This window comes from Agrobacterium tumefaciens, from assembly GCF_005221385.1.
In the GTDB taxonomy this organism is placed as follows: Bacteria; Pseudomonadota; Alphaproteobacteria; order Rhizobiales; family Rhizobiaceae; genus Agrobacterium; species Agrobacterium tomkonis.
This window is the reverse complement of record NZ_CP039904.1, coordinates 1,409,766-1,436,077: the sequence shown is the minus strand read 5'-3', so window position 1 is coordinate 1,436,077 and position 26,312 is coordinate 1,409,766. Positions and strand designations below refer to the sequence as shown.

Genomic DNA, 26,312 nt, shown 5'->3' with positions numbered 1-26,312 from the left:
AATTACGCGGAAGTTACGGAGAGCCGTCGGCATTGACACCAGTCTAAAGCGCGAATTCGCGTAGGATGCGCGTGTCAGCGATCAGTAATTCTCAAAGACTGCCGCCGCCTAATCGATAGGCTCCGGCGTCACGCTGTTCTTCACTGCCTTTCGGGATGGTGAGTCGAAATGACTACGCGCAGCCCCTTGCCGACGTTCTCATACGGGGATTGACGACGATTCAACACCGCTTGCGGCAGCTTGCTAGCCCACCCCTTCCGGATTTAGTCCGGGCAGCAATCAACAAAAGCGGGATTGGAGCGCGTTGGATACCGCGCTGCTACGCTATCACGAGCTACCAACCGAGTGCCTACCAAACGGGTTTGAGAGCTCAACCGCTTCTATTGCTTTACAGCCCCAAGAAATGAACGATATCGCTCATATTTCATCGACAAAGCGCATTGCAGCATCGAATTGGTGCCTTGCAAAATACAATATACCTACTTTTCGGGCCTATTTTGTCATATCAGTGTCATCCAAGGCCGATAGATAACGCTCACAAATGAACGAGAAGCATCACAAAATGAACGAGATCCAGCCAATACCGACACAAGCAGAAGGCAGACAGGCCAAGATCGTCGAGCTTCTGCGTGAGCAGAATTTCGTTGACCTCAAAACACTGACTGAGCGTTTTGACATATCTGTGGCGACCGCGCGTCGCGATCTGGTCGAGCTTGAGGAGTCGGGATTTCTTCGCAGAACTCATGGCGGCGCAGTCGGGCTCAACCAGGTAGCGCAAGATGCGACGAACTCCGCGCGTCTGGTGTGGAAGCAAGATGAAAAGGCTGCAATTGCTGCCACCGTTGTCGGAATGATTTCGGATGGAGACACGATCCTCCTCGATGCGGGCACCACCGCGCTGGAAGTCGCGAAAATGCTCGCGGGTCGAAAGAACCTCACGATCATCTCCAACGGCCTCGACATCGTTGCCGAGCTGACGCGCCAGGGTGATCACAAGATTTATTCTGTTGGCGGTGAATACACCGACACGAACCATTCCTTCCGCGGACCGCTGGCAGAGCAGTTCATCCGGCAGTTCAACGTCGACAAGCTCATCTTGAATGCGGCGTCAATCGACGTCGATCGCGGTCTGGTCTGTACCGTTGAGCCCGTCAACGCAAGCATCGCGAAGGTCATGATCGAGGTCTCACGCCGGACGATTGTCGTCGCCGATCATTCGAAGCTCACAAAGAGCAGCCTGTCCGTCGTCGGCAAGATCGAAGATATCGGCATCGTTGTCACCGACAACGGCTCGAAAACCATCATCGACGCGGCGCCAGAGAAGCTGCGCAAAAAGTTCGTCATCGCGACGTGAACCTTCCTTTCCACGTACATCTTGCCAAGCAGGGGACCTTAGATGCTTTCGACCAGCCGCAGAAAATTCATCATCGGTGCAAGCGTTGCGGCGCTGGCATCGACCACCAGCATGAAGTTTGCATTTGCCCAGGAGCGCCGTGAGCTTCGGATCGGCGTCAACGGGCTGCCAGCCACGCTGGAGCCGGTCAATGCGATCAGCAATGTCGGACCGCGCATCGTCAACCAGATATACGACACGCTCATCGCCCGCGATTTTTTCGGGAACGGCGCGCCGGGAACGGGTCTCGGTCTGATGCCATCGCTGGCTGAAAGCTGGGAACGCATCGACGACAGGTCCGTGCGCTTCAAGCTGCGCCAGAAGGTCATGTTCCACAACGGCGTCGAAATGACCGCTGATGACGTCGCCTACACGTTCTCGTCCGAGCGCCTGTGGGGTCCTGAAGCAATCAAGACCATTCCGCTTGGTGGCTCCTATTCGCTCGACTTCGACGAGCCCGTTATCGAGGACAAATACACTGTCGTTCTGCGCACGAAAACGCCGAGCTATCTGACGGAGACATACGTTACCTCCTGGATGGGGCGCATCGTCCCGAAGGACTATTATAAGAGCCTTGGCACTGTCGGGTTCGGCAGCAAGCCAATCGGAACAGGCCCGTATAAATTCGTAGAGATGATCGCTGGCGACCGCGTGGTTCTCGAACCAAACGACGACTACTGGGGTATCAAACCCACTGCCTCAAAGATCACCTACCAGCTTGTCGCCGAACCAGCCGCCCGTGTCGCCGGTCTGATCAGCGGTGAATATGATATCGTCACCACCCTCACGCCCGACGACATGGACCTCATCAACGGCTATTCCGACCTGGAAACACGCGGAAAGGTCGTTGAGAATTTCCACATGTTCACCTTCAACATGAACCAGAAGGTGTTCCAGTCGAAGACGCTCCGCCGCGCCCTCGCGCTAGCGGTCAACCGCCCGATCATGGTCGAATCGCTCTGGAAGAGCAAAGCCTCGATCCCTCATGGCTTCAACTTCCCGAACTACGGTGAGTCTTTCGATCCAAACCGCAAAGCGATGGAATACAACGTCGAGGAAGCCAGGCGCCTGGTCAAGGAAAGTGGTTACGACGGCACCCCCATCACTTACCACACGATGGGCAATTACTACGCCAATGCCGTTCCCGCGCTCATGATGATGATCGAGATGTGGAAGCAGATCGGCGTCACGGTGGTTCCGAAGGTATTCGCCCCCGGCGCCGCACCGAAAGACCAGGACAGCTACATCCGCAACTGGTCGAACGGCCAGTGGATGACGGACGCCTGGGCGACGATGGTTTGCGAATTTGGTCCGAAAGGCCAGGTGCAGAAGCGTTGGGGCTGGAAGGCTCCGGCCGAGTTCAACGAACTCTGCACCAAGGTTTCCCAGATGCCGAATGGCAAGGAACGCTTCGACGCCTGGAGCCGCATGCGCGACATTTTCGAGGAAGAAGCGCCAGCCGTCATTCTTTACCAGCCGTTCGACGTCTACGCGGCGCGCAAGAATGTCCAGTGGAAGCCCATCAGCTTCGAAATGATGGAATTTCGCAACAACCTCAGCTTCAGCTGATCATAACACGCTGCCTCGGCGATGCGCATCCGTGCGCATCGCCCCAAGGAGATCAAAGAATGCCAAAGCTCTTGACCGTTCGCGACCTGGTCGTCGAAGTCCCGGCACGCAATACCAAAATCATTGATGGGATCAGCTTCAGTGTGGATGCCGGTGAGACCCTCGGTCTTGTTGGGGAGTCCGGTTGCGGCAAGAGCATGACCTGTTACGCCGTTGCGGGCATGCTGCCGCGCGGAATCGCCCGCACCGGTGGCTCCATCGAGTTCGAACGTGATGCGACGAAATCCGGCAGGGCCGCTGATCCGACGATCGCAATGATATTCCAGGACCCAACCAGCAGCCTGAACCCGGTTCACACAATAGGCCGCTACCTTGAATCGGCGCTCTATCGCCATCAGGGGCTGAATGGCAACGATGCCCGGCTGGAAGCCATGCGGCTTCTCGAGCGCGTCGGTATCGACCGCGCCGCAAGCCGTCTGCGCGCCTACCCCCATCAATTCTCCGGCGGCATGAACCAGCGCGTCATGATCGCACATGCACTCGCGGCAAAGCCTCAATTGCTGATCGCCGATGAACCAACGACTGCGCTCGATGTCACCATGCAGGCGCAGATCCTCCACCTCCTCGAAGAGTTGAAGGCCGAGACTGGCATGGCCCTGATGATCGTTTCCCATGATCTCGGGGTGATTGCGCGTCTCGCCGACAAGGCAGCAGTCATGTATTGCGGCAAGATCATCGAGACGGCTCCAATTGCGGAGCTGCTTGCGCGGCCCGCTCATCCCTATGCCCGCGCTCTGATCGACTGTATGCCGAGCATCGATCCCGCCGATCTTGAGCCACCGATCCCAATCCCGGGTTCTGTTCCTCTTCTCGAGAGCCTGCCTGATGGCTGTTACTTCCATCCGCGCTGTCCGCGCGTGGCCGAGGAATGTGTGACTCGCTTCCCTGCTCCCTCCAGCATCGGCCTGTCCCACGAAGCTTCCTGCTATCATCCGGTGGTCGCATGATGACGCCCCTGCTTCAAACAAGCGATCTGACGAAGGCTTACAGGCACAAGACTGGTTTCTTCACCAGGCCGACGCAGCAGCTCGCCGCGAACCACATCAGTTTCGAACTGTCGGCTCGGGAACGCATCGGTGTTGTTGGCGAATCCGGCAGCGGCAAGTCGACACTTGGCCGACTGCTCCTTGGTCTGACACCACCAACCAGCGGCGATGTATGGTTTGACGGCGTAAACCACAAAGACCGGACGAAGGCGGACTGGAGGAATTTCCGTGTTCGCACCTCCCTCGTACAGCAGAACCCGCTCGCGGCGCTTAACCCGCAAATGATGATCGGCCAGCAGGTCGCCGAAGGCCTGATCGTTCATCATGTCTGTGGTCGGGAAGAGGCCTATCGGCGGGCAGCCGCGATGCTGGAACGTGTCGGCCTCTCCGGAGCGATGATGAACCGCTACCCACACCAGATGTCAGGCGGTCAGCGCCAGCGCGTCGTCATCGCACGCGCGCTGATCCTTGATCCAAAGCTGGTCGTTTTTGACGAGGCTGTTTCGGCGCTCGATGTCTCGGTGCAGGCCCAGGTGGTGGCACTTCTGAGCGAGCTCTGGCAGGAGATGGATCTCGCTTACGTCTTCATCACCCATGATTTGAGGATCGTTCGCCATCTCGTTGACCGTATCGCCGTCATGTATCTCGGCCGCATTGTCGAGACAGGCGACATCAAGACGGTCTACCAAAATCCGCGGCATCCCTACACGCGGGCACTCCTGGCTTCCGTGCCGACCATGGATCCCAGGGTTCGAAATATCGAACCGCCGATCAAAGGCGAACTCGATGCCAGCAATGCGTCAAAGGGTTGCGCGTTTCGGGCACGCTGTCCATTCGCGATCGACCGATGTGTCAGTGAGACGCCGGCATTGCGACTGGTCGGGAACCAGCAAGCTGCCTGCCATCGTGCAGAGGAGATTGACCGTCAATCCGTCCCGGCGGCTGATGTCCTCGTGAAGAAGGAGTTGGCCATATGACCAGCTTCATTTTCGCCCGCGTCATACGTGCCATCGTCGTTCTCGTGTTCACGGTTACCATCGTTTTCGTCATTCTGCGCTTGAGCGGTGATCCCGCGCAGTCGATGTTGTCGGATAATGCCGGCCCGGAGGCGCTTGCCGCGTTCAACGAGAAGTGGGGTCTCGACCGCTCTATCCCGGAACAATATCTCTACTATGTCGCCAATGCATTCCATGGCGACTTCGGGACATCATTCGCAGATGGCCGAGAAGTGTTCGACGTTATCAGCGAGCGAATCCCTAAAACCCTGCTGTTGACGGTTTCGGCCTTTTTCCTGAGCCTCCTGATCGGAATCCCCGTCGGAATTATTGCGGCTGTGCGTCGTGAATCTGCTGTCGACAAAGGTGTGATGGCCGGCGCTGTTCTCGGCTACAGCATTCCAAACTTCCTGCTCGGTCTGGTCTTCGTCTTCGTGTTTGCAGTGTGGCTACGGGTACTGCCGAGTTCGGGAAGTTCAACCTGGAACCATGCCATCCTGCCCATAGCAACCTTCGCGCTGTTCAACGCTGCGGCCGTGGCGCGGTTCATGCGCTCCACGCTGATCGACGTGCTCGGTCAGCCGTATATCGCGGCAGCTCGTGCGGATGGCATACCGAATTGGGACGTCATCTTGCGTCACGCCCTTCCGAATGCAGCAATCCCGATGGTGACGACACTCGGCTTCGTCGCAGGCGGTCTGCTTGGCGGATCGGCACTCATAGAGCCGGTATTCTCGTGGCCAGGTCTCGGAAGTGGGTTTGTCAATGCGACGAGCACCGGCGATCTACCCGTCGTACAGGCCATGATCATCCTCTTCACCGCGTTCATGGTGGCCATCAACCTCACCGTCGATGTTCTCTATGCGGTTCTCAATCCGAAAATCAGGAAGCACTGACATGGCATCGATCACCTCCTCCAATCCCGCGCCGATCTCCGTGCTGGCCCCATTCCGCAAAATGCCGGCAAGCATAACTTTATGCTGCCTCTGGATTGCGATCGTCGTCATCGTCGGCGTAACGGCACGCTGGATTTCGCCCTTTGACTACCTGAGCCAGGATCCAATCGCGCGGTTTGCCAGGCCATTCCTGTCGGCCGAGCACTTTCTTGGAACCGACTATCTTGGTCGCGACGTGGTCAGCAATCTGCTCGTCGCGACACAGATGACGTTAATGATCGCGCTGGTTGGCTCCTTCATTTGCGCCATCATGGGGACCACGCTCGGCCTGCTGGCGGCCCATTTCGGCGGCTGGGTGGACAACACCATCATGGGCTTCGCCGACGCCATGGCGTCGGTTCCTTTCATCGTCATTGCGCTCGGCGTTCTGGCGCTGCTTGGTTCCAGCCCAATTCTCTTCGTGTTCCTTGTCGGTTTCGCCAGCTGGGAACGTTATGCGCGACTGACGCGCGGTCTGGTCCTGAGCGCGAAGGAGGAGGGCTATGCCGAAGCCGCTCGTATCGTCGGCGTGCCTCCGATGCGCATCTATCTGCGCCACATGCTCCCCAACATCGCTGGCCCCCTGATCGTTCAGTTCACCGTGAACTTTCCAGAAATCATCCTTCTGGAAAGTGGCCTGAGTTTCCTCGGTCTTGGCATTCAAGCCCCGGAAACGAGCCTTGGGCTGATGGTCGCTGACGGCCGCAACTATCTCGCGATCGCATGGTGGATCGCCGCATTCCCCGGCGCCGTGATTGTCCTGACGACGCTCTCCATCAGCCTGCTTGGCGACTATCTGCGCGATCGCTTCGACGCGCGCCTCCGCTAACTCAGAAGGAAAAGACTATGAATCCGCTTCGAATGACGATTGAGAACATGCGCATCGGTGGCCACCGCGGCCACAGCGCCGGCGCCCCGGAAAATACGCTGGTCGCGTTTCGCAAGGCTTTCGAGTATGGCGGCCCGCTTACGACCTGCGAGACCGACCTCTCCATCACCAGCGACGGCGAGCTCGTTCTGATGCACGACAAGACCGTTGATCGCACGACGAATGGCCACGGCATCGTCCAGAAAATGACCTATGCTGAGCTGGCGAAGCTTGATGCCGGTAGCTGGTTCAGTGACGAGTTTGCAGGTGAGCAGGTGCCGCGACTGCGTGATGCGCTTATACTCGCACGAGAGCTTGGCATCATCTACCAACTGGAACTCAAGATCTACGACCAGAACGACGTGTTTTTCCTGAAGCTACGCGCATTGATCGATGAGCTTGGTGCCGCCGACCTGTTGCAGTTCTCTTCCTTCGATTATGTGCAGCTGAGGGACGTTAAGAAAGCCATCCCGGAGGTTCCGACAGTCGGCCTGATGCACTCCCGCCTTATCGATCCTGCGTCGCTTGCTCGCCAGGCCGATCTCGATGCCATGAATATCGAAGTCTATCATTTCGCCAGCGGCGAGGCGCGCCAGCTGCATGAAGAGGGCTTTGCGGCCTTCTGCTATCTGCCAGCCGGCCACCATGAAAAATTGATGACGTATGGCGTGGACGTCGAATCTCAACTTGTCCAGTGGGTCCGTGAAGGTCAGCTCGATCAGCTTCTCGGTGACGATGTCGCACAGATCGCACGGTTGCGGGATCAGGCGCGTGGATAAGGTAAACACAACAGTCTCTTCGGATCAGGCGCGCATTGTCGAGGGCATTGCGCGGGAAGCTGGAAACCTGGCTCTATACCACTTCAAAAAACTGGCCACCCTGCCGGTCGAGAAGAAGGGGCACCTCGACCTGGTCACCGAAGCCGACAAACAGGTCGAAGCCCTGATTATCGAGAGGCTTCGTCAAGCTTTTCCAGACGATGGAGTCTTCGGAGAAGAGGGCGGCGAGATCACCGGCACTTCGGGTCGCATCTGGGTCATCGATCCGATTGACGGCACGTTCAACTATGTCCGCGGCGCCCAGAACTGGGCTGTCTCAATCGGGCTTTTCGAGAACCGGCGTCCCGCCTTCGGCGTTATTTTCGCTCCTGCACGCGACCTTCTGTTAATCGGTGGTCACGCCATCGTACCGCAGCTCAATGGAAAGCCTCTCGGTCCCCTGCCAGCGCTCGACATGTCTCGCGCATCGACAGGTTTCAGCATTCATCCATCGGTCTCGACGGCTGACAGGCTGGAGGTCATCCGGTTCATCTCGGATGACCTGCGCATAAGCTTCCGCTTCACGGGGTCCGCAACGCTCTCGTTGATCGAAGTGATGATGGGTGAGACAGATGGGTACGTTTCTGTCGGTGACTCCACATGGGACGTCATGGCGGCATTGCCAATCCTCGCGGGACTGGGCGTCACTCACACGATCGATTGGGACAATACGGAGTTACCGCAGAAACTTCGTTTCGTCTGCGGCTCCAAGGAGTTTCTCAATCGAGTAAAGCCGGTGCTGAACAACCTTTCGGCGGCTGCCTGACCCTCAATCGCCTTTTACCAACGGGCGTCGCGCAAGCCGGTGCGACGCTCCTCACAATCAGACAAAACCTTCAAGCATCTCGTCAGTCAAGCCGCTGAATAATCGAGATATTCAGCACTCTTGATCCACCAATCCTATAGCCGACGTGCATGACAGGAGTGTGAAAGGCTATCGACTTGGCACACAAAACTACCGAAGTTTCAGCACCAGTAGACGGCAAGCTGCCGAAGGGTGATGTCAGGACGCAATATGCTGCAATTTGCTTTCGACGCATACCTGAGCAAGACGGAGCGATCGAAGTCCTGCTGATAACGAGCAGAGACAGCGGCCGTTGGGTCGTCCCAAAGGGATGGCCTATGGGGAAGAAGAAGCCCCACCAAATTGCCTGCACCGAGGCCTGGGAGGAAGCCGGAGTGAGAGGCCGTGTCCAGAAAAAGGCATGGGGTCATTACACCTATCTTAAGAGGCTGGATGACGGAAATCTTGTCCCTGCGATGGTCCAGGTCCATTTGCTCGATGTGCAAGGGCTCGAGAGCGATTATCCCGAAAAGGACGAACGCAGACTGAGCTGGTTCACGCCGGCGGCCGCAGCCTCTTCCGTCAGGGAACCGGAGCTTCGTTGCTTGATCTCAAAACTTGAAACCCTGGCGTTGCCGGCCACGTATCAGCGCTCCGAGCCGTAAAATGAGGATCAATTGATGGACATGGATTTGCTCCGCCGAACCGCAGATTTCCGTTCGGTTGCCGACGCACGGCTTTTAACAATGGAAGATGGCCCGGGCAGAGGACAGCGTCTTATCATTGCCAGAAATGCCGCCGGTATCGGCTTCGAGATCGCGGTCGATCGTGGTTTCGACGTGTCATCGCTGTCGTTCAAGGGGGTGAATGTAGGCTGGCACTCTTCCAACCAGATGCCATTCTCGCCACATGACCCGGATTCAGAAGAGGGGTTGGGCTTTTTCCGCAATTTCGATGGCTTCATGGTGACATGCGGTCTGGACCAGTACAGCAGGCCTCATGACTCCGATGTCACGCATTACGGATATCCAAATCTCAAATCCAGGCGGTTGCCGCAGCACGGCCGGATCTCGTCCGAGAAGTCGCGGCTGAAGAGATTTGGCGTCGAGGTTGGGACACGCACCATCATCTGCGAGGGCACGGTGCGGCAATCAAGTGTTTTCGGAGAGGTTCTAGAACTGCACCGCAAAATAACCGTCCCGATTTTCGAATCCACACTGCTCATTGAAGACACGGTAACGAACCGAAGCTTTCGACCATCCGAACACGCTATCCTCTATCACCTCAACGTCGGATATCCATTCTTGGACGAGACCTTGATCGTGAAGGGCTTGCCTGAACCTGCGCTTTGCGAAATCAATTCGACTCCGCCGATCCCTCACGACAGCTTTGGGGAGAAAGTGGATCATATCGACTGCCGCGTCACTCCGCACGACACGCCAATTGTTCTCGAAAACAAGCGATGTGGTTTCTCCCTCTCCCTGACCTATGATCAGGTGGCGCTTCCAAAGTTTGCGACCTGGCGCGCATACCAGTCCGGCGTATTCGCACTTGGGATCGAGCCTCGATCCGATCTCCGACCACCCGAAGGCGGTCAGCTGGATGCTGGGGAAAGCCGCACCTACAAGCTGCAAATAGATTTACTCCCCTCATGAAACGGGGTGCAGGCTTTGGAATATTTGCGACAGCCCGCTCGATTCCAGACTCCAGAACCCTCCACAAGATAATGGGCCCTGCTGTCAGCTATCTGCCGATATTCCTCTGTAAAGCCAGCTCCCGGTCCTGTCGAAATATAGATCGACAGATTACCTTGTATCAAATTCGGCGCTGCCCATCATAGCGGGGATGGCCGAGGTCTTCGGGCCGTGCCGCAGCATCAAGTATTTGCTTTGCGAAAAGGGGCGGAAGACATCGGTCATCTCATCTGTTCAACACCAATATAACAACCGCTCAACGGGCCTTTAGAAAGCGATAACCCGTACTGAAATCATTGGTATATATTCGGTCCACCGCCACAAAGGGCACACTGCGGCGATAATTTTCAAACAGCGCTTTTGTCCCCGCTCCCAACTGCCCGGGCTTGCGTAGATCAACAGCTTGCGCCGCATGGAGCAACTGGATCGAGGACATCCAGTAGAGGTTATCCAGAATTCGGCCGAGATTGGTGACCGAAAGCGGTGCGTGGCTGTCCAGATCCTCGATATTTCCTGCCATCGCAATCGACCCTACGGGAGCCTGCGCGCCGATCTGCTGATTTTCGGCCAGAAGCGCGACGAGCGGTTTCTGGATCGCACCAAATGCATGTCCTTGATTGGTTTCAGCAGCAAGGAACCGCGAAAGATGCGTCATGTCCGGGTTTTCGAAGCGGATCGTCTGCATCGTAATGGCCTGTGACAGACGCACCAGCGCCGTGTTCAGTGTTTCAACCCTCGAGGCCACCGGCAGCATCTCAAAACCCGCACTCGGATAGATCGCTCCCGATATTTCGCCCTCGATAAAATACTGGGAGACCTGTCCGGAAACCTTGTCGTCCGAGGCTCCCGCAACTACGCCCGGATTGTCATCACTGTGATTGATCTGGATTTCTAGCGCCTTGGTCAAATCCTGCGTTGCAATTTCGGCTCCGCCAAGCACATAGGCCATGGTGCGATAAGACAGCGGGTCCTGCAGCGCCCGATCCTTCGCGGGTGACCAGAGATAGCTGCCGTCAAGGGCAGAGCGAACCATCAGTGCCCCGGATGTGTTTTCGGCAAAGGGGCGCAGCTCGTTCGTCGCCGCGAGGAAAGGGGCGACATTGCCATTAAAACCTTCAAGTGCCAAACCAAAGACAATGGCTTCTTTCTCGAGATAACCCGCCGTATCGTGCGCCAGCAGGGCAGCCTGTCCGGCGGTCAGCGCATTCGTACTAAGGATCGAAAGGAAATCCTTGCCAACCGGCTCGAGCGGAGCGATGCCGGCGTCAGTCAGGGCGCGTGCTGCGGGAATGCGGTTGCCTTTCATGAAGACCTCCCCCTCGCCGACCATCGCCAGACCGATATGGGAGGCAAGGGTGATATCCGCCTCGCCGACAGAACCGCGTGAAGGAACCACCGGGGTAATCCCCTGCTCCAGGAACTGTCGATACATTTCCGCAACGGCGCTCTGAACGCCGGTTCGGCCGGTTGCAATCTGGTTTAGACGGATCGCCATGCCCGCCCTCACGGCCTCTACCGCCATCGGCTCGCCCACGCCCGCGCCATGCGCGCGCAGGGATGTCGAATTGAAAGCGCGTGACAGTTTCAGCAGATCGTCGTCCAGCACACGCTTGCCGTCCTTCATCGCGAAAACTGGGCGATCCTTGTTCCAGCCAACGCCGACCGTCAGGCCGTAGACCGCCTTGCCTTGCAGGGCGGCCTCCATCACCAGATCGAAGCCTTCGGCGATCCGTTTGTCCGCGCTTTCGGTGAGAGTAATTTTGGCGCTGTCATCCCGCGCCAGGCCGACGACCTGTTCCACGGTCAGGTTTTGACCGTCGATGGACCAATGTTCCGCCCGTGCGTTTGAAGCAGCAAGCCCGGCGATCGCAAAAGCTGTGACAATGGAGAGGCGATGAATAGTCCCGTTTTTAACAGACATGATGTTCCCTTGAGTTGGTTATTATTATGCCGTCATGTTTGCAGCACTGTCCGGCGTCGAAACGGCTTCGCTTCGACTGGAAACTTCCAGACATGACGGGTGGAGAAATTGGGCGAGCTGGGCCTTGAGCGGCCCATCTCCTTCAGTTCGTGGAATACGGCTTCGGCAGGATCAGGACCGCTATCAGCGATATGAACGCCGCGGCCATGACATAAAATCCGGGCGCGTGATAACCGATGCCCGTGCTGCCAAGCCAGGTCAGCGTCGCCGGGGCAAATCCTCCGAAGATCGTTACGGCGGCATTGTAGGCCAATGACATGCCGGTGGTGCGGATATTCGTCGGGAAAACTTCAGACAGGGTCGCGGGCGCGACCCCGACATATCCCGAGACCATGATGCAGAAGAGGCTTTGCACGATGATGAGCGTCGTCAGCGTCGGTGAAGATTGCAGCCACCAGATCAGGGGATAGACAGCGACCAGCATTGCGCCGGCGGCAACAGCAAGCATCACGCGCCGGCCGATCCTGTCCGAAATGCTGCCGGCGCTGACGCAGCCGACCGCGAGGAAGACGTTGCCAATCAGCGATGCCGTAAACGCCTCCGAAGGGCTGAAACCGAAAGCGCGCTGAACGAAGATCGGCATGTAGATGATCAGCACATAGACGCAAACCGCCCACAGGATCGAGAAAGCGAAGCCTTTGATCAGATGGCCGAAATAGTCCGAGAAGACGAGCTTCAGGGGTGTTTTGGCGGACTTGTTCTCCAGACTTGCCTGTTCGGCCTGAAAAGCCGGCGTTTCGTCCAGCGTCTTGCGCAGCCACAGGCCCACCGGCGCGATCAGTACGCCAATGAAGAATGGGATCCGCCAGCCCCAGTCGCCGATCTCCTGCTCCGTCAGAAGCGAGGTAACCGCAAAGGCGACGAGTGCACCCATGATGTTGGAAATCGCCATGCTTGCCTGGAGCCAGGAAGCATATTTGCCTTTTTTGTCGGCGGGCGCATGTTCAACAAGAAAGGCGGCTGCTCCGCCGATTTCTCCGCCCGCGGAGAAGCCCTGAAGGACTCGTCCGGCAAGGATCATGAGCGGCGCTCCCACACCAATCGCGGCATAGGTGGGCGCCACCGCGATCAGCAGGGTGCCCGCCGCCATGATCATGATGGTCAGGAACAGTGCGGCCTTTCGGCCGGCCTTGTCGCCATAGACCCCGATCACGATGGCTCCCAGGGGGCGGATCACGAAGCCTAGCCCAAAGGCGAGAAAGGCTTTCACGAGTTCGACCGTATGATCACCGCCGGGAAAGAAATTATGGGCGATGTAGATTGCAAACAGCGCATAGACGGTGAAGTCATACCACTCCAGGGCGTTGCCTATCGATGCTGCGGCAACAGCGCGCTCCGGTGATGACCGTCTGGCCGGTGTCACTGACAAATTTTGATATGTTTTTTCCATTATTGTCCCCTCTTGGCCTGCCGGTGCCGGCAGGCGGTGTTGATTAGTGATCGTAATTTTCCGCCCTTCGTGGCGATTGATGAAGTCTCCTCGCTTTGACCTGTCAGATCTGCACGTGATTTATGCCCTTGCTGGCAATTTCATCCTGCGCCTCGGCATAGCCCGCATCCGCGTAACGGATGACGCCGAGCCCGGTATCATTGTCGAGTGATTGCGAAAGCCGGTCGTCGGCCGCGTTGGTTCCATCAGCAACGATCGTGACCCCTGCCGAGGTCATGAAACCCGCATATCCCCCGCCGCCGGAATGAAGTGCGACGAGGTCGGCGCGCGAAGCGCAGAGCAGCATCGCGTCGAGAAGCGGCCAGTCGGCGATGGCGTCCGAACCGTCGAGCATGTTCTCCGTCATGATGTTCGGATGCGCCATGCCCGCTGAATCGAGGTGATCGCGAGAGAAGGCGACCGGCCCCTTCAATTCGCCCGAAGCGACCAGAGCGTTGACCCGACGTGCGAGTGCGCTCCGTTCGCCATGGCCGAGCCAGGCGATGCGTGCCGGCAACCCCTCGAACGGAACGTGCTTGCGCGCCAGCGAAATCCAGTTGGTGACGATCTTGTTGTCCGGAAACATCTCCAGCACCAGCTCGTCTATCCGCGCAATGTCCGAGGCGTCGCCCGACAGGGCCATCCAGCGGAAGGGACCAATCGCCCGGCAAAACAGCGGGCGCAGATAAGCCTCGGTGAAGACCGGAATGTCGAAGGCATCAGCAACGCCACCGGCCTGCGCCTGCGTGCGGATCAGATTGCCATTGTCGAAAACCTCCGAGCCGGCCCGCTGGAACTCCAGCATGGCTGTTACCTGTTTGGCAATCGACGCCCTGCCGGCCTCGATCAGCTCATCCGGGTTCTGGCTGCGCAGGCGGCGTACCCGGTCCAGATCGTAACCGATTGGAATATAGCCATAAACGAGATCGTGGGCGGAGGTCTGGTCGGTCACGATATCCGGGATGATCCCCCGCGCGGCTATTTCGGGATAGATTTCCGCTGCATTGCCGACAAGTCCGACGGACAGCGCCTCACCCTTTGCGCGGGCCTCTTCAATCCGTGCCAGTGCGCTATCGAGATCATCGGCGATCTCGTCGAGATAGCCGATATCCTTGCGGGTGCGGGCCCGTTCCGGATTGATCTCCACGCACAGGATGGCCGCGCCCGCCATGCGGCCTGCAAGCGGCTGCGCACCTCCCATGCCGCCAAGGCCCGCGGTCAATACGAAACGCCCGTTCAGCGTGCCGCCGAAGCGGCGTTCGGCAATGCGCATGAAGATTTCATAGGTGCCCTGAATGACGCCCTGCGAGCCGATATATTGCCATGCTCCCGCAGTCAGGCCGCCCCAGCATATGAGGCCCTTGCGTTCGAGAGCATAAAAATTCTCGGCCTTGGCCCATTGGCCGACCATGTTGCAATTGGCCATGATGACCATCGGAGCCTCGGTCGAAGTCTTCATCAACCCGACCGGCTTTCCCGACTGAATGACGAGTGTCTGATCCTCATCCATGGTCGTCAATGCGCTTACGATGGCATCATATGCGGCCTTGTTGCGGGCCGCCTTCCCGAGTGCTGCGTAGACGACGAGGTTTTCCGGGTCTTCACCGACAGCCAGCACGTTTTCCATGAGGCGCAGCAGGGCTTCCTGCCGCCAGCCCTTCGCTCGAAGGTCCGGGCCTGAAGGGATCGGGAAGCCCGGATTACGGGGATTTTCTCTCGGCATCTTCAGGCCTCCAATGCGTAGTCGGTCAGGTTGATGCCCATGACCTTTTCGGGGTGGACATAGATCGCCGGGTCCATCAGGCCCGCGCCGATTGGAATGAGGGTCTTCGGGACATGCAACAGATGGATCTTCATGCCGACCTTCAGCTCACCGACAGACAGCGGCTCGATCTCCTGCGACAATGTGGTGATGACGTCCGGAAAGGTTGCGAGGCGGCGACCATCGACCGCATCGACCGCCATGTATTCGTTCATCACATGCAGGGTCAGCGCCGCATCGCCCCTGCCGATGGTGACCGTACCAACGTCGAAAGCCTCATTCGTATAAACGACATCCTTCGCCGTGATCTCTCCTTCAATCATGATCCTGCCGCGCGTGGTCGCAAGGATCGCGTCGAGGATTGCCGCATGCCCTCGAGGCTCGGCGGCGAGGATTGCGTGACCAAGCTCCAGCGCCTTGGAAATTCCGCCGAGCGCGGCATTTTTCGCGACGTAGCCGGCGCGAACCGGGTTGCGGGCCGAGGCGATGAAACCGCCCGACATGTCGGAGGCCGTGCGCAGGATGGGAGAGATCCGGCCGGTTGCGCCGCGCGTTACAAGCTCGATATAGCGGTTCTGATCGCGATTTCCGCCGACGGCCGTCTGGATCGACTGGTCCGGTTTTCCGGCCATGCCGATTGCCCCCATGTCGCCGGTCGGATGGGCCCGCATGTCACCCACCGCGTCCAGCACCTTGCAGCCAAGAATAGCCGAAGGCAGCCATGCGTTGAGGGTCGAGGACTTGCCGTTCTGCCCGATCATCAGGGCCGCGACCTTTGCACCAAGCGCGTCCTGCAAAAGCTGCACGGCCTTGACATAATCCACGCCCCGCATTTCCCAGGGCGTCGTGGAGGCCGGCGCGCCAATAGCGGCAGCCGTCGCCACCCAGTCATCTTCGTTCAATTCGTCGATCGAGACGAGTTCAGGCGCACCGGCGTTCACTGCGGCATAGCCCAGCATCCGTCCATGGTGGACCCAGCCGCCACCGCCAGCCGCATAGACCGCGCCTCCCCGCACCGCGGGTTCCACATCCTTCTCCGTCAGAATTCTGGCCACTTTCAGCCCTCCCTTTTTCTGTCCAATTCCATAATCGTGTTCGCCAGAACTTCAGCCGCCAAAGCGAGATCGGCCGCATCGGCCCACTCTTCCGGGCAATGGGAACGGCCGCCGCGGCAAGGGACGAAGAGCATCGCCGAAGGACACAGCCGCGCCATGAACGCCGCATCATGGCCCGCACCCGACACCATCTTGCGATAGCGCGTGTCCAGCCGGTCTGCGGCCTTTGCCAGCATCTCCTGCAATCCCTCATCCATCTGTACGCCGGGATTGCCGGAAATCAGCCGCGCTTCGATCGTGTTTCCACCGTCCGCGTCAAGTCCGGTCAGCCAGGATACGAATGCTTCCTTGTCCTCGGCCCGCTCGGCGCGGATATCAACCAGCATGCGGACCCGGCCCGGCACCACATTGGCGGCGTTGGGGGAGATTTCGAACTCGCCCACAGTTGCGGTAAAATGCCCGGAACCACCGGAAAGCTCCGTCGCGTACCGCTCGATCTCACTCACGATCCGCGCCGCAGCGACGAGGGCATCCGCACGCAACCCCATCGGGGTCGTGCCGGCATGGTCGGGACGACCCGTCACCTCGATCTCGACGCGATTGATGCCGACAATGGTTGTCACCACCCCAAGCGCAATCTTTTCCCGTTCGAGAACCGGCCCCTGTTCGATGTGCAGTTCCAGAAAGACCTTCAGGTCATCAGCCAAGGGAGCTTCAAGACTTTCCGGCTTGCCGCCCACGTCACGTATGGCCGTCGCCAGATCGCGCCCGTCACTGATACGCCTCAGCCAGTCCTGCGGCAGAACGCCCGCCATTGCTCGCGAACCGATACAGGAAACCCCGAAAATGGAGACTTCTTCAGCAAGAAAATCGACGACGGCAAGGTTATGCCGCAAGGCAACACCGCGCCGGGAGAGAATGCGTGCGACCTCCAATGCAACGACGACACCGGCAACACCATCAAAACGTCCGCCGTCCGGCACGGTGTCGGAATGTGAGCCCAGCATGATCGTTCCGGCCTGCGGCTCGGTGCCTTCCCGGCGGCCGATCAGGTTCCCGCCCGCATCCGTCGAGACATTCAATCCTTCACTCAGGAAACGCCGCCGAAGATAGTCGCGCCCTTCATCGAAACGGGGCGAGAAGGCGCGGCGGGTCCAGGGACGTTCCGGATCGGTAATCTGCGCCAGTGCATCGAGATCCGTTTCTATGTCCTTTATCGACGCATCGAGATTGCGGCGCATCACAACAGCACCTCGCGCAGACCAAGCGTTTCGGGCGGCCGCACAAAAATACCGGTTCCCGGCGCAGCCAGCACGTTTTCCCCGTCGAAAACCATCTCGCCTCGCCGCCAGGTGGCTGCGACCGTCCAGGGCAGTTCCATGCCGTGATAAGGCGACCACCCCGCAATGGAGTGAGGACTGCTGGCTGCGTCATACACCACGGGCCGATCGACGAGCACCATGACGTCAGCATCACGCCCAACCTGCAACCCGCCTTTCTGGTGATCCAGACGAAAATGCCGGGCCGGATTTTCGGCCATCAGCCGGGCCGCCCACACCAGCGGCACACCGCGCGCGATCGCGCCCTTGACGAAAAGCGGCACCATGACCTCCAGCCCCGGGACACCGGAGGCATTTTTCAGCATATCGGGATTGGTCTTGCGGTCCTCGCTCCAGCTCACATGGTCGGTAGACACCATCGACACCCGCCCTTCGGCCAGATGACGCCAGATCGCCTCCACTTCTTTTCGGGCGCGTATGGGCGGGTTGATCTTGGCCTTGCCGCCAAGCCGCGCGACGTCGTTTTCCTCATCCAGAACAAGGTAGTGAATGCAGCATTCGACGGAGGAATACCGGCCGTTCCTGCGGTACATCTCGGCGATTTCGTAGCCGCGGCTGACGGAGCAATGGACGACATGTGCCGGGCAATCTGTCTCTGCACCGGTTTCGTAAATCTGCAGCATCGCCAGCGTCTCAGCCAGTTCGGGACGCGACAGGCCGTGCGCACGCCAGTCGGTTATACCGGATGCCTCGACCTCGGAAATCGCGGCGCGGACATAGGCGTCATCCTCATTGTGCACGCCTGCGGCAAGCCCGGTCTTTGCAATCTCGGCAAAACAGGCGCGAAGCAGCGCGGGTGGGATACGCGGAAAGCGTTGGGGATCCGTGCCGAAGGTCGAGAACTTGTAGGCGCAAACTCCCGCCGCCGCCTGTTCGGCAATGCGGGCGGAACCCTCTTGCGGATCGACAGTGCCATAAAGTGCAACATCGATGCGCGCCTCCGCGTCGATCATCGCGACCTTGCGCCTGACAGCCTCGGCGGAACACACAAGATTGCCCTCATCATAGGGCATGTCAACGATTGTCGTGACGCCGCCCGCCGCCGCCGCACGGGTCGAGGCTGCAAAACCCTCGGCCCCCTTCTGCGACAGCGAATGCACCTGCGCATCTATGGCACCAGGCAATAGGATGCCGGTGCCGAAATCATGATTTTCTCTTCCAGCCGGCGCGGGGCCTTCTCCGATGAGTGCCGTTTTCCCCTCGCGAATGGCCACGAAACCTCGAGAAATCTCGCGGTCGGTCAGAATGACCCGCCCCGCCAAAACCGTATCGAAATCCGCCATGTCGTCCTCCTGTCATATTTCGACTATGAGGCACAATAAAATTAGTGGTATATCCCAAAATCCGGACAGCCGATGCCGGAATGGGAAGGTCAAGACGAGGCGTGGGCGGTGAAGGTTTCGACGATTCTTTTATGTGACCAGGTGGTTCGTCTCGGCGGCATCCACCTTGCGTCCAAGGCAACGGGAATTCCGGTTTCAACCGTATCGGATGCCGTCAGCCGCCTGGAAACCGCCCTCTCCGTCAAGCTTTTCGTCCAGGGCGCAAAAGGCCTGATCCTGACAGCCGAAGGCGGGCGACTTAGCCCGTATCTCGCGCAGGCCACCCATGAAATCTTCGCGATCCACGGCGCGTGCGGCGATGACCATGCGAATGATATTTATCAGAGAAGCGTGTCGCTGATTGCACTGTTCCGCTTCGTGGACATTCTCGAATCGGGCTCGATCCGTAAATCCGCATTGAGGCTTCAAATCGGGCAACCACAGCTGACGCGGATGATGGCGATGCTGGAGGAAAACCTGGGCGTCCGGCTTTTTGAACGGACCCGCAGCGGCTCGCGCGCATCGCCCGAGGGGCTGCGCGTATCGCCCCACGTCCACAAATTACGCGATATCTGGGCTGCGCTGGACTCCACATCCGCCCTGCGTTTCAAGCGGCATCTGCGCCATTGGTCATTCGGCGGCATTCCTCCCGCAACAACTGACAGCCCGACGGCAATTATTCTGGCGCGCGTTGCCGCCAACTGGGCACGGCGCTTCGACACACCGCTGCTGATGCAGCCCGGACTTGCAGACAGTCTGCTGGAAGGGCTTGAACAGCAGCGATACGATGCAGTCCTTGTCGACATGCCAGTCAACAATTCCCGCCTGCGCAGCCGTGAGGTTCTGCGCAGCCACCTTTCATGTTTCCTGCAGCATGAAGCACCTGAACTGGCGGATACATATTCACCGTCACAGATGCGGGAGGCGATCCTCAAGTACCCTCTGGTACTACCTTCCCGCGCCTCCGGACTGCGCCAGACGGCCGAAAGCTTTCTCGAGCACCTGCTTGGGCCAACCTGGCTATCAAAGGTGCAGTTGATTGAGATCGACAGCATACCGGTGGCAGTGCAACTGATTGTCGGCCACGGATATTGTTCGATATTGCCGTCCGGCGTGGGAATAACCTCCCCCAAGGTGACGAAAATCCCATTGCCGATGACATTTTCCGTTCCATTGCTATTAGCCTGGCGCGCCGATGACAGAGGCACAGATATGGCGCAGCGCGTTCTTCAGCTGCTTGATATGACGAACTAATGGTGGCCGGGTAAGCTCGGCTCCTGCAACTTGGCTTCAAGTCTCTATCATTTCGCCGAGCGCTGGGCTTCCAGCGCAATGAACTTGCAAGAGAAATAGAGGCCGATAGCGGGAAGCCTGTCTTCCGGGTTGATGTCGAGCACGACGAAGTATTGGGTGCCCAAGCACGCTCTTTCATTTCATTATCCCTTGCCGTCCTACTGAAGTTGCCCCTCACATACCCAGTTCTCGGTACGCCTGAAGAAATTCGCCGGCAGCAGCCCTTGAGCGTGAAGACGCCATTGATATCGTGCCCGAACTATAGCGGCAGCACGCGTATCGAGGAGTACGCGGCCGCTTCCGGGGAGGATCTCATGAAGTTTTTGCTGGCGCTTTCGCGCGCCATTGATACCGCCAACTCTGCTATTGGCAAAGGTATTTCGTGGCTGCTGCTCGCCGCCATTCTCATCAGCGCCATCAATGCCGCCATGCGCAAGGCGTTCTCGATGAGTTCCAACGCCTGGCTTGAATCCCAGTGGTATTTGTTCTCCGCTGTGTTTCTGATCGCCGCCGCCTACACGCTCCTCAACAACGAGCATGTGAAGGTCGATCTGATTTACGGAAGCCTGCCGCGCAAGGGGCAATTGTGGGTCGATATCCTCGGGACCATCTTCTTTCTCATGCCCTTCTGCCTCATCACGGTTTATCTCTCCTGGCCGGTGTTCCTGCAGAAATTTGCCTCCGGTGAAGTTTCCAATAATACGGGCGGGCTCATTCAATGGCCGGTCTGGGCGCTGATACCAATCGGCTTCAGCTTGCTCGCCCTTCAGGGCGTGTCGGAACTCATCAAACGCGTCGCAATCCTGCGCGGCGATATCCCCGATCCGGTTGCGGCGGCTGATGCCGCGGCAGCAATGCTCTGATCGAAGGAAGAAACAATAATGGCATTCCTTGCGGAAAATCTCGCGCCGATCATGTTCGCCGCGCTCATCATCGTGCTGCTGTTCGGCTATCCGGTAGCCTTTGCGCTGGCTTTTGTCGGCTTTGTCTTCGGCTTCATCGGGATAGAACTCGGCCTGCTGCCAGCCACGCTGTTCCAGGCCATTCCCGATCGCATATTCGGCCAGATGTCTAACGAAACGCTGCTGGCGATACCGTTCTTCACCTTCATGGGGCTCATTCTTGAAAAGAGCGGCATGGCGGAGGATTTGCTGGACACGATCGGCCAGCTGTTTGGACCGGTCCGCGGCGGCATTGCGTTTGCCGTCATCTTCGTCGGGGCAATTCTGGCCGCCACCACCGGCGTCGTCGCCGCCTCGGTCATCTCGATGGGCCTCATCTCGCTTCCCATCATGTTGCGCTATGGCTACGACCGCAAAATCGCAGCAGGTACGATCGCCGCGTCAGGCACGCTGGCGCAGATCATCCCCCCAAGTCTCGTGCTGATCGTGCTGGCTGACCAGCTCGGCCGCTCGGTGGGCGACATGTACAAGGGAGCGCTTGTTCCGGGTCTGATGCTGGTAACGGCTTATACGCTCTACATCATCATCACATCGATCATCAGCCCCACAAAAGTTCCGGCCCTGCCGCTGGAGGCGCGGACCCTGCGCGGCACCAAGTTGCTGCTCAAGGTCATTACCTCGCTGGTGCCTCCGCTCGTCCTGATATTCCTCGTGCTCGGCACGATCTTCCTCGGGATCGCCACCCCCACGGAAGGTGGCGCCATGGGTGCTGTCGGCGCACTCGCCCTTGCGCTTGCCAACCGTAAGCTCAATTTCGGCCTGATCCAGCAGTCGCTCTACGCCACGGCAAAGCTGTCGTCCTTCGTTCTGCTCATCCTGCTCGGCGCGCGCGTCTTTTCCCTGACCTTTTATGGCGTGAACGGTCACGTCTGGGTCGAGCATCTGATGACATCGATCCCCGGTGGCGAGATCGGCTTCCTGATCGTCGCCAACCTGCTGGTGTTCTTCCTGGCCTTCTTCCTCGATTATTTCGAGCTGGCCTTCATCATCATCCCGCTGCTGGCGCCGGTCGCGGATGCGCTTGGCATCGACCTGATCTGGTTTGGCGTGATGCTGGCGGTCAACATGCAGACGTCGTTCATGCACCCGCCCTTCGGTTTTTCGCTGTTCTTCCTGCGGTCCGTCGCACCGACGCGTGCCTATAAGGATCGGATCACGGGACAAACGATCCAGCCGGTCACCTCGACCCAGATCTATCTCGGCGCCATTCCCTATCTTTTCATCCAGCTCGCCATGGTCATCATCATCATCGCCTTCCCCGGAATAGTGATGCACTACAAGTCGGGTGCCAAGGTCGCCGATCCCTCGGCCGTCCATATCAATGTACCGATGCCCGGCGCAGGTAGCGACGCCGATCCGTTCGCTAATCCCTTCGCCCCTGGCGGCAACGCCCCAAGCTTCGGCAAGCCCAGCAACCCCTGACATTCCGACGGGCGCACAAGCGCCCGCCGCACCCCATCGACGCACCAAGCGTCGGTCACTTCAATAGGAGGAGGTAATCTTATGAGGAACAATCTGGACCGCAGACACTTCTTGTCCGGCGGCGTGCTTGCCGGGGCGGCTGCGGCCGCTTCGACGCTCGCCACGCCGGCCATAGCGCAATCTTTGCCGAACGTTCGCTGGCGCCTGACGTCCGGCTTTCCGAACAATCTGGACACCATCTACGGCGGCGCCGTCGTTATGGCGAACGCATTGAAGGCCATTACCGGCGGCAAGTTCGAAATCCAGGTCTTCCAGGCTGGTGAAATCGTTCCCGGCGCCCAGGCCATCGATGCCGTAAAAGCCAATACCGTCGAGATTTCCCATACCTGCGGCTACTATTTCACGGGGAAAGATCCGACATTCGCCATCGGCTCGACCATCCCCTTCGGCCTGAACGCCCGCCAGCAGAACGCATGGCTCTACCATGGCGGCGGCAACGAAGCTTACAACGAATTCCTTTCCGACTACGGCGTCATCGGTATTCCCGGTGGAGCGACGGGCGCCCAGATGGGCGGCTGGTATCGCAAGGAAATCAAGAGCGTCGAGGATATCAAGGGCCTCAAGATGCGTATTGCCGGCGTCGCGGGGCAGGTGCTTGCCAAGCTTGGCGCGGTGCCGCAGCAGCTCCCGGGCGGCGACATCTATCCGGCGCTGGAACGTGGCACCATCGATGCCGCGGAATGGGTCGGTCCCTATGACGACGAAAAGCTCGGCTTCTACCAGATCGCGCCATACTACTATTACCCCGCGTTCTGGGAGGGCGGACTGACGATCCACTTCTTCGTCAACAAGGACCAATATGCAGCCCTGCCTGATGAATACAAGGCAGCACTCGACACTGCCTGCAAGGCCGCCAACATCAACATGCAGGCGCTGTACGACGTCAAGAACAAGGATGCGATCCGCTCGCTGGTTTCCAAGGGCACGCAGCTTCGCCCGCTGCCCCGCGATGTGCTCGACGCCGCCTACAAGGCGACCTTCGAGCTTTATGACGAGTACACGCAGAAGCATCCCGCATGGGCCAAGATCTATCCGGGCTGGAAGAAATTCCGCGACGAGAGCTTTGAATGGTTCCGCGTCGCCGAATATACCTATGACAGCTACGGCTATGCCATGCAGACGGCCGGCAAATAAGCCGGCATAGACTTTACCGAGGCCCCCGGATGGCGACATTCCGAGGCCTCGGACCTTTAGCGGCTATTCTTTGATAAGCCCGTTATCGATCGCATAGCGGATGAGACCCGCAGTCGTCGCTATATCCAGTTTCCTCTTGATATTCTTGCGATGGGTTTCCATCGTGCGCTCGGCGATGTCGAGCGCCAGGGCAGCGTCGCGATTGCTCTTTCCGCGCGCGATCAGCAGCAGAACTTCCTGCTCGCGTGTCGTCAGCGCCTTCAGCCTGCCGGAAGACCCCTCCATCAGCACATCGCGAACGCCAGAGGAAAAATAGGTGCCGCCGGCAGCCACGGTTTCGATTGCGGCGACTATTTCTTCGGTCGCCACGTCCTTCAGAATGTAACCGGCCGCACCATACATGACCGAGGTCGATATATATTCCCGGCTGTCATGCATCGACAGCATCAGCACCCGGGCGGAAAGCTGCTTTTCCTTGAACAGTTCCAGGGCATCGATGCCATTGATCTGCGGCATGTTGATATCCATCAGCACCACATCGGGCCGCGTGGCGACAGCCGCGTCGATACCGGCCATGGCGGACAATGCGGTTCCAACGACTGCGAGATGCTCGTAAGTCTCGAGGACGGCCCTCAACCCATCCAGAACCAGAGGATGGTTGTCGATCAGCAGCACACGGATCGGATGAACGGTCACTCGGCGGCCTCCTGTAAGCCGCTATTGCGATCCTTCATGGCGGTGATGGGCAGCACCGCCCGCAGAACGGTTCCCCTTGCGGAGCTTTCGACATCCAGCCTGCCCCCGAAATGCGTCATGCGTTCCTGCATGTTTCTCAAACCGAGCCCCTTGCTTGCCGGCATCCCGTTCTCTGTCCGAACGGTCGGAAAGCCGCGGCCATTGTCGCTGACATCCATCTGTACCCGTTCATCGCGACTGGAAAACCGGATGGCGACCTGCGTCGCGCCGGCATGGCGCTCGATGTTGGTCAGCGCCTCCTGTGCGACACGGTAAAGTGCAACCCGTGCCTCGGGGACAAGCATATGCTTGAAGGCTACGGATTCAAGCGTCGCCGCTATTCCCGTGCGTTCGGAAAAACTCGAGATGAGGGATTCCAGCGCTGCCGTCAGCCCCAGATCGTCGAGGACACGCGGGCGAAGATCGTGGGAAATACGACGTACCTCCTTGATCGCCTCATTTAATGCGACGGCGCCCTTGCCGATCGCCTCGCCGGCTCCGACATTGTCAGGCGCCACCTTGCGCCGCGCGAGATCAATCGCAAAGCGCACTCCGACGAGATTTTGAGAAATGCCGTCATGCAATTCTCTAGCAATGCGCAGGCGCTCCTCTTCCTGGGTATCGATAACCCTCTGCATCAGTTCCTTGAGCCGTCCGTCTGCCAACCTCTGCTGACGCAGATTGAGCAGCATGCAGGTGGCGAACACCAGCAACACGGCAGGGACCGCAAACAGTGCAACAATCAGGAAATTCCATGTAATGGAACGGCGCATTTCCTCCTTCGCCGCCGCTGTCGCGGCAAAAACATCATCCAGATAAACCCCTGTACCGATCATCCAGCGCCATTTGTTGAGGCCGGCTGCAAAAGAAAGCTTATCAGCCATCTTCCCGGTCGAGGGCTTCTCCCATTTATACTGGACAAGACCTCCTCCTTCTTTCGCCTTGACTATCAGGTCATAGATGACGCGGTTGCCGTCGGGATCGTAAAGATCCAGCCAATTACTCCCTGGACGAAAGCTTTGTCGCGGATGAACGACGTTTACCCCGTCATAATCATAGACAAAGAAATAGCCGTCCGTACCGTAATCGAGGTCAGTCAGAATTCGCTTGACCTCCTCCTTCGCAGCCTCGTCATCAGTTCCCGCCCTGTCATAGACCGAACGGATCGCCGAAAGGGCCAAATTGGTGAGGTTGAGGAGTTCAGCCTCCTTTGCAGCGAGCATGTTTCGTTCGAACGCATCGATGCTCGTGCGCGCCAGCGTCATGGACTGCCACGTAATCAGTGCTGTGATAACGATAATCGCAAGAACGAGAGGCCCGATGGCCAATGCGAGAATCTGGTTCCTGAGTCTCATGCGGCCCCTCCGACACATTCGCTCTCACTTACCCTCAGCTAACAATACTTCATACGGCAAGTCGAGCGTGTCAGAACATGATCCTGAGGCGAAATAGAAAGGGGTTCGGGAAATCTGTGCAGCGAGGAACAGTGTGACGTTCTCCGAATAGTGTCACTCAACCGCACTGAGATAGAACAGCTCTCTCTCGCCGGGGTGACCGAAAGGCTCCCACCCTCGTCCGTGCTACGCGCCCTATCTGGTCGCTTATGTGATATCGCAGAACCGCGCCTGCGGTGGGCGGCTCGATCCGGCGATAAAGCCGGTAACTACACCGGCAACGGAATAGTGTAGGATACCGCAAGGATGATCATGATCGGT

Annotated in this window: 22 protein-coding genes; 14 read left to right on the top strand and 8 right to left on the bottom strand. The window is 58.6% G+C overall.

The genetic code is table 11. The features are described from left to right. The first annotated feature begins 562 nt into the window (after positions 1–562). The 10 genes from CFBP6623_RS21830 (at position 563) to CFBP6623_RS21785 (ending at position 10,063) form a co-directional block, all read left to right on the top strand. Entirely contained in the window at positions 563–1,354 is a 792-nt protein-coding gene (locus tag CFBP6623_RS21830; protein WP_137002574.1) for a DeoR/GlpR family DNA-binding transcription regulator, read from the top strand. 42 nt (positions 1,355–1,396) lie between these two features. Further along, on the top strand, positions 1,397–2,962 hold the full coding sequence (locus CFBP6623_RS21825; protein WP_080842910.1) for an ABC transporter substrate-binding protein: 1,566 nt from the start codon (positions 1,397–1,399) through the stop codon (positions 2,960–2,962). Positions 2,963–3,021: 59 nt separating this feature from the next. Continuing rightward, positions 3,022–3,969 (top strand): ABC transporter ATP-binding protein, encoded by a 948-nt coding sequence (locus CFBP6623_RS21820; RefSeq protein WP_046802217.1) that lies wholly within the window; start codon positions 3,022–3,024, stop codon positions 3,967–3,969. Next, complete coding sequence (locus CFBP6623_RS21815; protein ID WP_052760279.1) at positions 3,966–4,985, top strand: oligopeptide/dipeptide ABC transporter ATP-binding protein; 1,020 nt, start codon at positions 3,966–3,968, stop codon at positions 4,983–4,985. Before CFBP6623_RS21820 ends, CFBP6623_RS21815 begins: the two co-directional genes overlap by 4 nt. Then, entirely contained in the window at positions 4,982–5,899 is a 918-nt protein-coding gene (locus CFBP6623_RS21810) for an ABC transporter permease (protein ID WP_046802216.1), read from the top strand. Before CFBP6623_RS21815 ends, CFBP6623_RS21810 begins: the two co-directional genes overlap by 4 nt. A gap of 1 nt (position 5,900) precedes the next feature. Further along, positions 5,901–6,767, top strand: a complete 867-nt coding sequence (locus tag CFBP6623_RS21805) for an ABC transporter permease (protein ID WP_046802215.1) — start codon at positions 5,901–5,903, stop codon at positions 6,765–6,767. 17 nt (positions 6,768–6,784) lie between these two features. Further along, entirely contained in the window at positions 6,785–7,585 is an 801-nt protein-coding gene (locus tag CFBP6623_RS21800) for a glycerophosphodiester phosphodiesterase (RefSeq protein WP_046802214.1), read from the top strand. Next, positions 7,578–8,390, top strand: a complete 813-nt coding sequence (locus CFBP6623_RS21795) for an inositol monophosphatase family protein (protein ID WP_035225353.1) — start codon at positions 7,578–7,580, stop codon at positions 8,388–8,390. Before CFBP6623_RS21800 ends, CFBP6623_RS21795 begins: the two co-directional genes overlap by 8 nt. 356 nt (positions 8,391–8,746) lie before the next feature. Next, positions 8,747–9,073: an NUDIX hydrolase gene (locus tag CFBP6623_RS27115; RefSeq protein WP_232370456.1), complete on the top strand. Its 327-nt coding sequence runs from the start codon at positions 8,747–8,749 to the stop codon at positions 9,071–9,073. Between the two features lie 15 nt (positions 9,074–9,088). After that, positions 9,089–10,063: a DUF4432 family protein gene (locus CFBP6623_RS21785; protein WP_046802212.1), complete on the top strand. Its 975-nt coding sequence runs from the start codon at positions 9,089–9,091 to the stop codon at positions 10,061–10,063. Positions 10,064–10,358: 295 nt separating this feature from the next. Here CFBP6623_RS21785 and CFBP6623_RS21780 read toward each other — a convergent pair whose 3' ends face one another. The 6 genes from CFBP6623_RS21780 to CFBP6623_RS21755 all read right to left on the bottom strand — a co-directional run bounded on the left by CFBP6623_RS21780 (position 10,359) and on the right by CFBP6623_RS21755 (position 18,952). Then, complete coding sequence (locus tag CFBP6623_RS21780) at positions 10,359–12,023, bottom strand: HAL/PAL/TAL family ammonia-lyase (protein ID WP_046802211.1); 1,665 nt, start codon at positions 12,021–12,023, stop codon at positions 10,359–10,361. Positions 12,024–12,165: 142 nt separating this feature from the next. Next, a complete protein-coding gene (locus tag CFBP6623_RS21775; RefSeq protein ID WP_046802210.1) occupies positions 12,166–13,473 on the bottom strand; it encodes an MFS transporter in 1,308 nt (435 codons plus the stop codon). A gap of 103 nt (positions 13,474–13,576) precedes the next feature. Further along, positions 13,577–15,235: a urocanate hydratase gene (locus tag CFBP6623_RS21770; protein ID WP_046802209.1), complete on the bottom strand. Its 1,659-nt coding sequence runs from the start codon at positions 15,233–15,235 to the stop codon at positions 13,577–13,579. A gap of 2 nt (positions 15,236–15,237) precedes the next feature. Then, on the bottom strand, positions 15,238–16,329 hold the full coding sequence (locus CFBP6623_RS21765; protein WP_046802208.1) for a DUF917 domain-containing protein: 1,092 nt from the start codon (positions 16,327–16,329) through the stop codon (positions 15,238–15,240). A 2-nt stretch (positions 16,330–16,331) separates the two neighbouring features. Next, positions 16,332–17,570 carry a Zn-dependent hydrolase gene (locus CFBP6623_RS21760; protein ID WP_046802207.1) on the bottom strand — a complete coding sequence of 413 codons (1,239 nt, stop codon included), beginning with the start codon at positions 17,568–17,570 and terminating at the stop codon, positions 16,332–16,334. Then, positions 17,570–18,952 (bottom strand): dihydroorotase, encoded by a 1,383-nt coding sequence (locus CFBP6623_RS21755; RefSeq protein WP_046802206.1) that lies wholly within the window; start codon positions 18,950–18,952, stop codon positions 17,570–17,572. Before CFBP6623_RS21755 ends, CFBP6623_RS21760 begins: the two co-directional genes overlap by 1 nt. Positions 18,953–19,024: 72 nt before the next feature. Here CFBP6623_RS21755 and CFBP6623_RS21750 point away from each other — a divergent pair, with 72 nt between their 5' ends. From CFBP6623_RS21750 to CFBP6623_RS21735, 4 genes are all read left to right on the top strand, one after another. Beyond that, a complete protein-coding gene (locus CFBP6623_RS21750) occupies positions 19,025–20,245 on the top strand; it encodes a LysR family transcriptional regulator (protein WP_046802205.1) in 1,221 nt (406 codons plus the stop codon). A gap of 353 nt (positions 20,246–20,598) precedes the next feature. Then, a complete protein-coding gene (locus tag CFBP6623_RS21745) occupies positions 20,599–21,147 on the top strand; it encodes a TRAP transporter small permease subunit (protein WP_046802204.1) in 549 nt (182 codons plus the stop codon). A 15-nt stretch (positions 21,148–21,162) separates the two neighbouring features. Next, complete coding sequence (locus CFBP6623_RS21740; RefSeq protein ID WP_046802203.1) at positions 21,163–22,668, top strand: TRAP transporter large permease; 1,506 nt, start codon at positions 21,163–21,165, stop codon at positions 22,666–22,668. A gap of 81 nt (positions 22,669–22,749) precedes the next feature. After that, positions 22,750–23,862 carry a TRAP transporter substrate-binding protein gene (locus CFBP6623_RS21735; RefSeq protein WP_046802202.1) on the top strand — a complete coding sequence of 371 codons (1,113 nt, stop codon included), beginning with the start codon at positions 22,750–22,752 and terminating at the stop codon, positions 23,860–23,862. A 63-nt stretch (positions 23,863–23,925) separates the two neighbouring features. Here the strand turns inward: CFBP6623_RS21735 and CFBP6623_RS21730 are convergent, their stop codons facing one another. Together CFBP6623_RS21730 and CFBP6623_RS21725 are read right to left on the bottom strand one after the other, a co-directional pair. After that, entirely contained in the window at positions 23,926–24,558 is a 633-nt protein-coding gene (locus CFBP6623_RS21730; protein WP_046802201.1) for a response regulator, read from the bottom strand. Beyond that, a complete protein-coding gene (locus CFBP6623_RS21725; protein WP_052819094.1) occupies positions 24,555–25,952 on the bottom strand; it encodes a cache domain-containing protein in 1,398 nt (465 codons plus the stop codon). The genes CFBP6623_RS21730 and CFBP6623_RS21725 overlap by 4 nt, the downstream gene beginning before the upstream one ends. Positions 25,953–26,312: the final 360 nt, after the last annotated feature.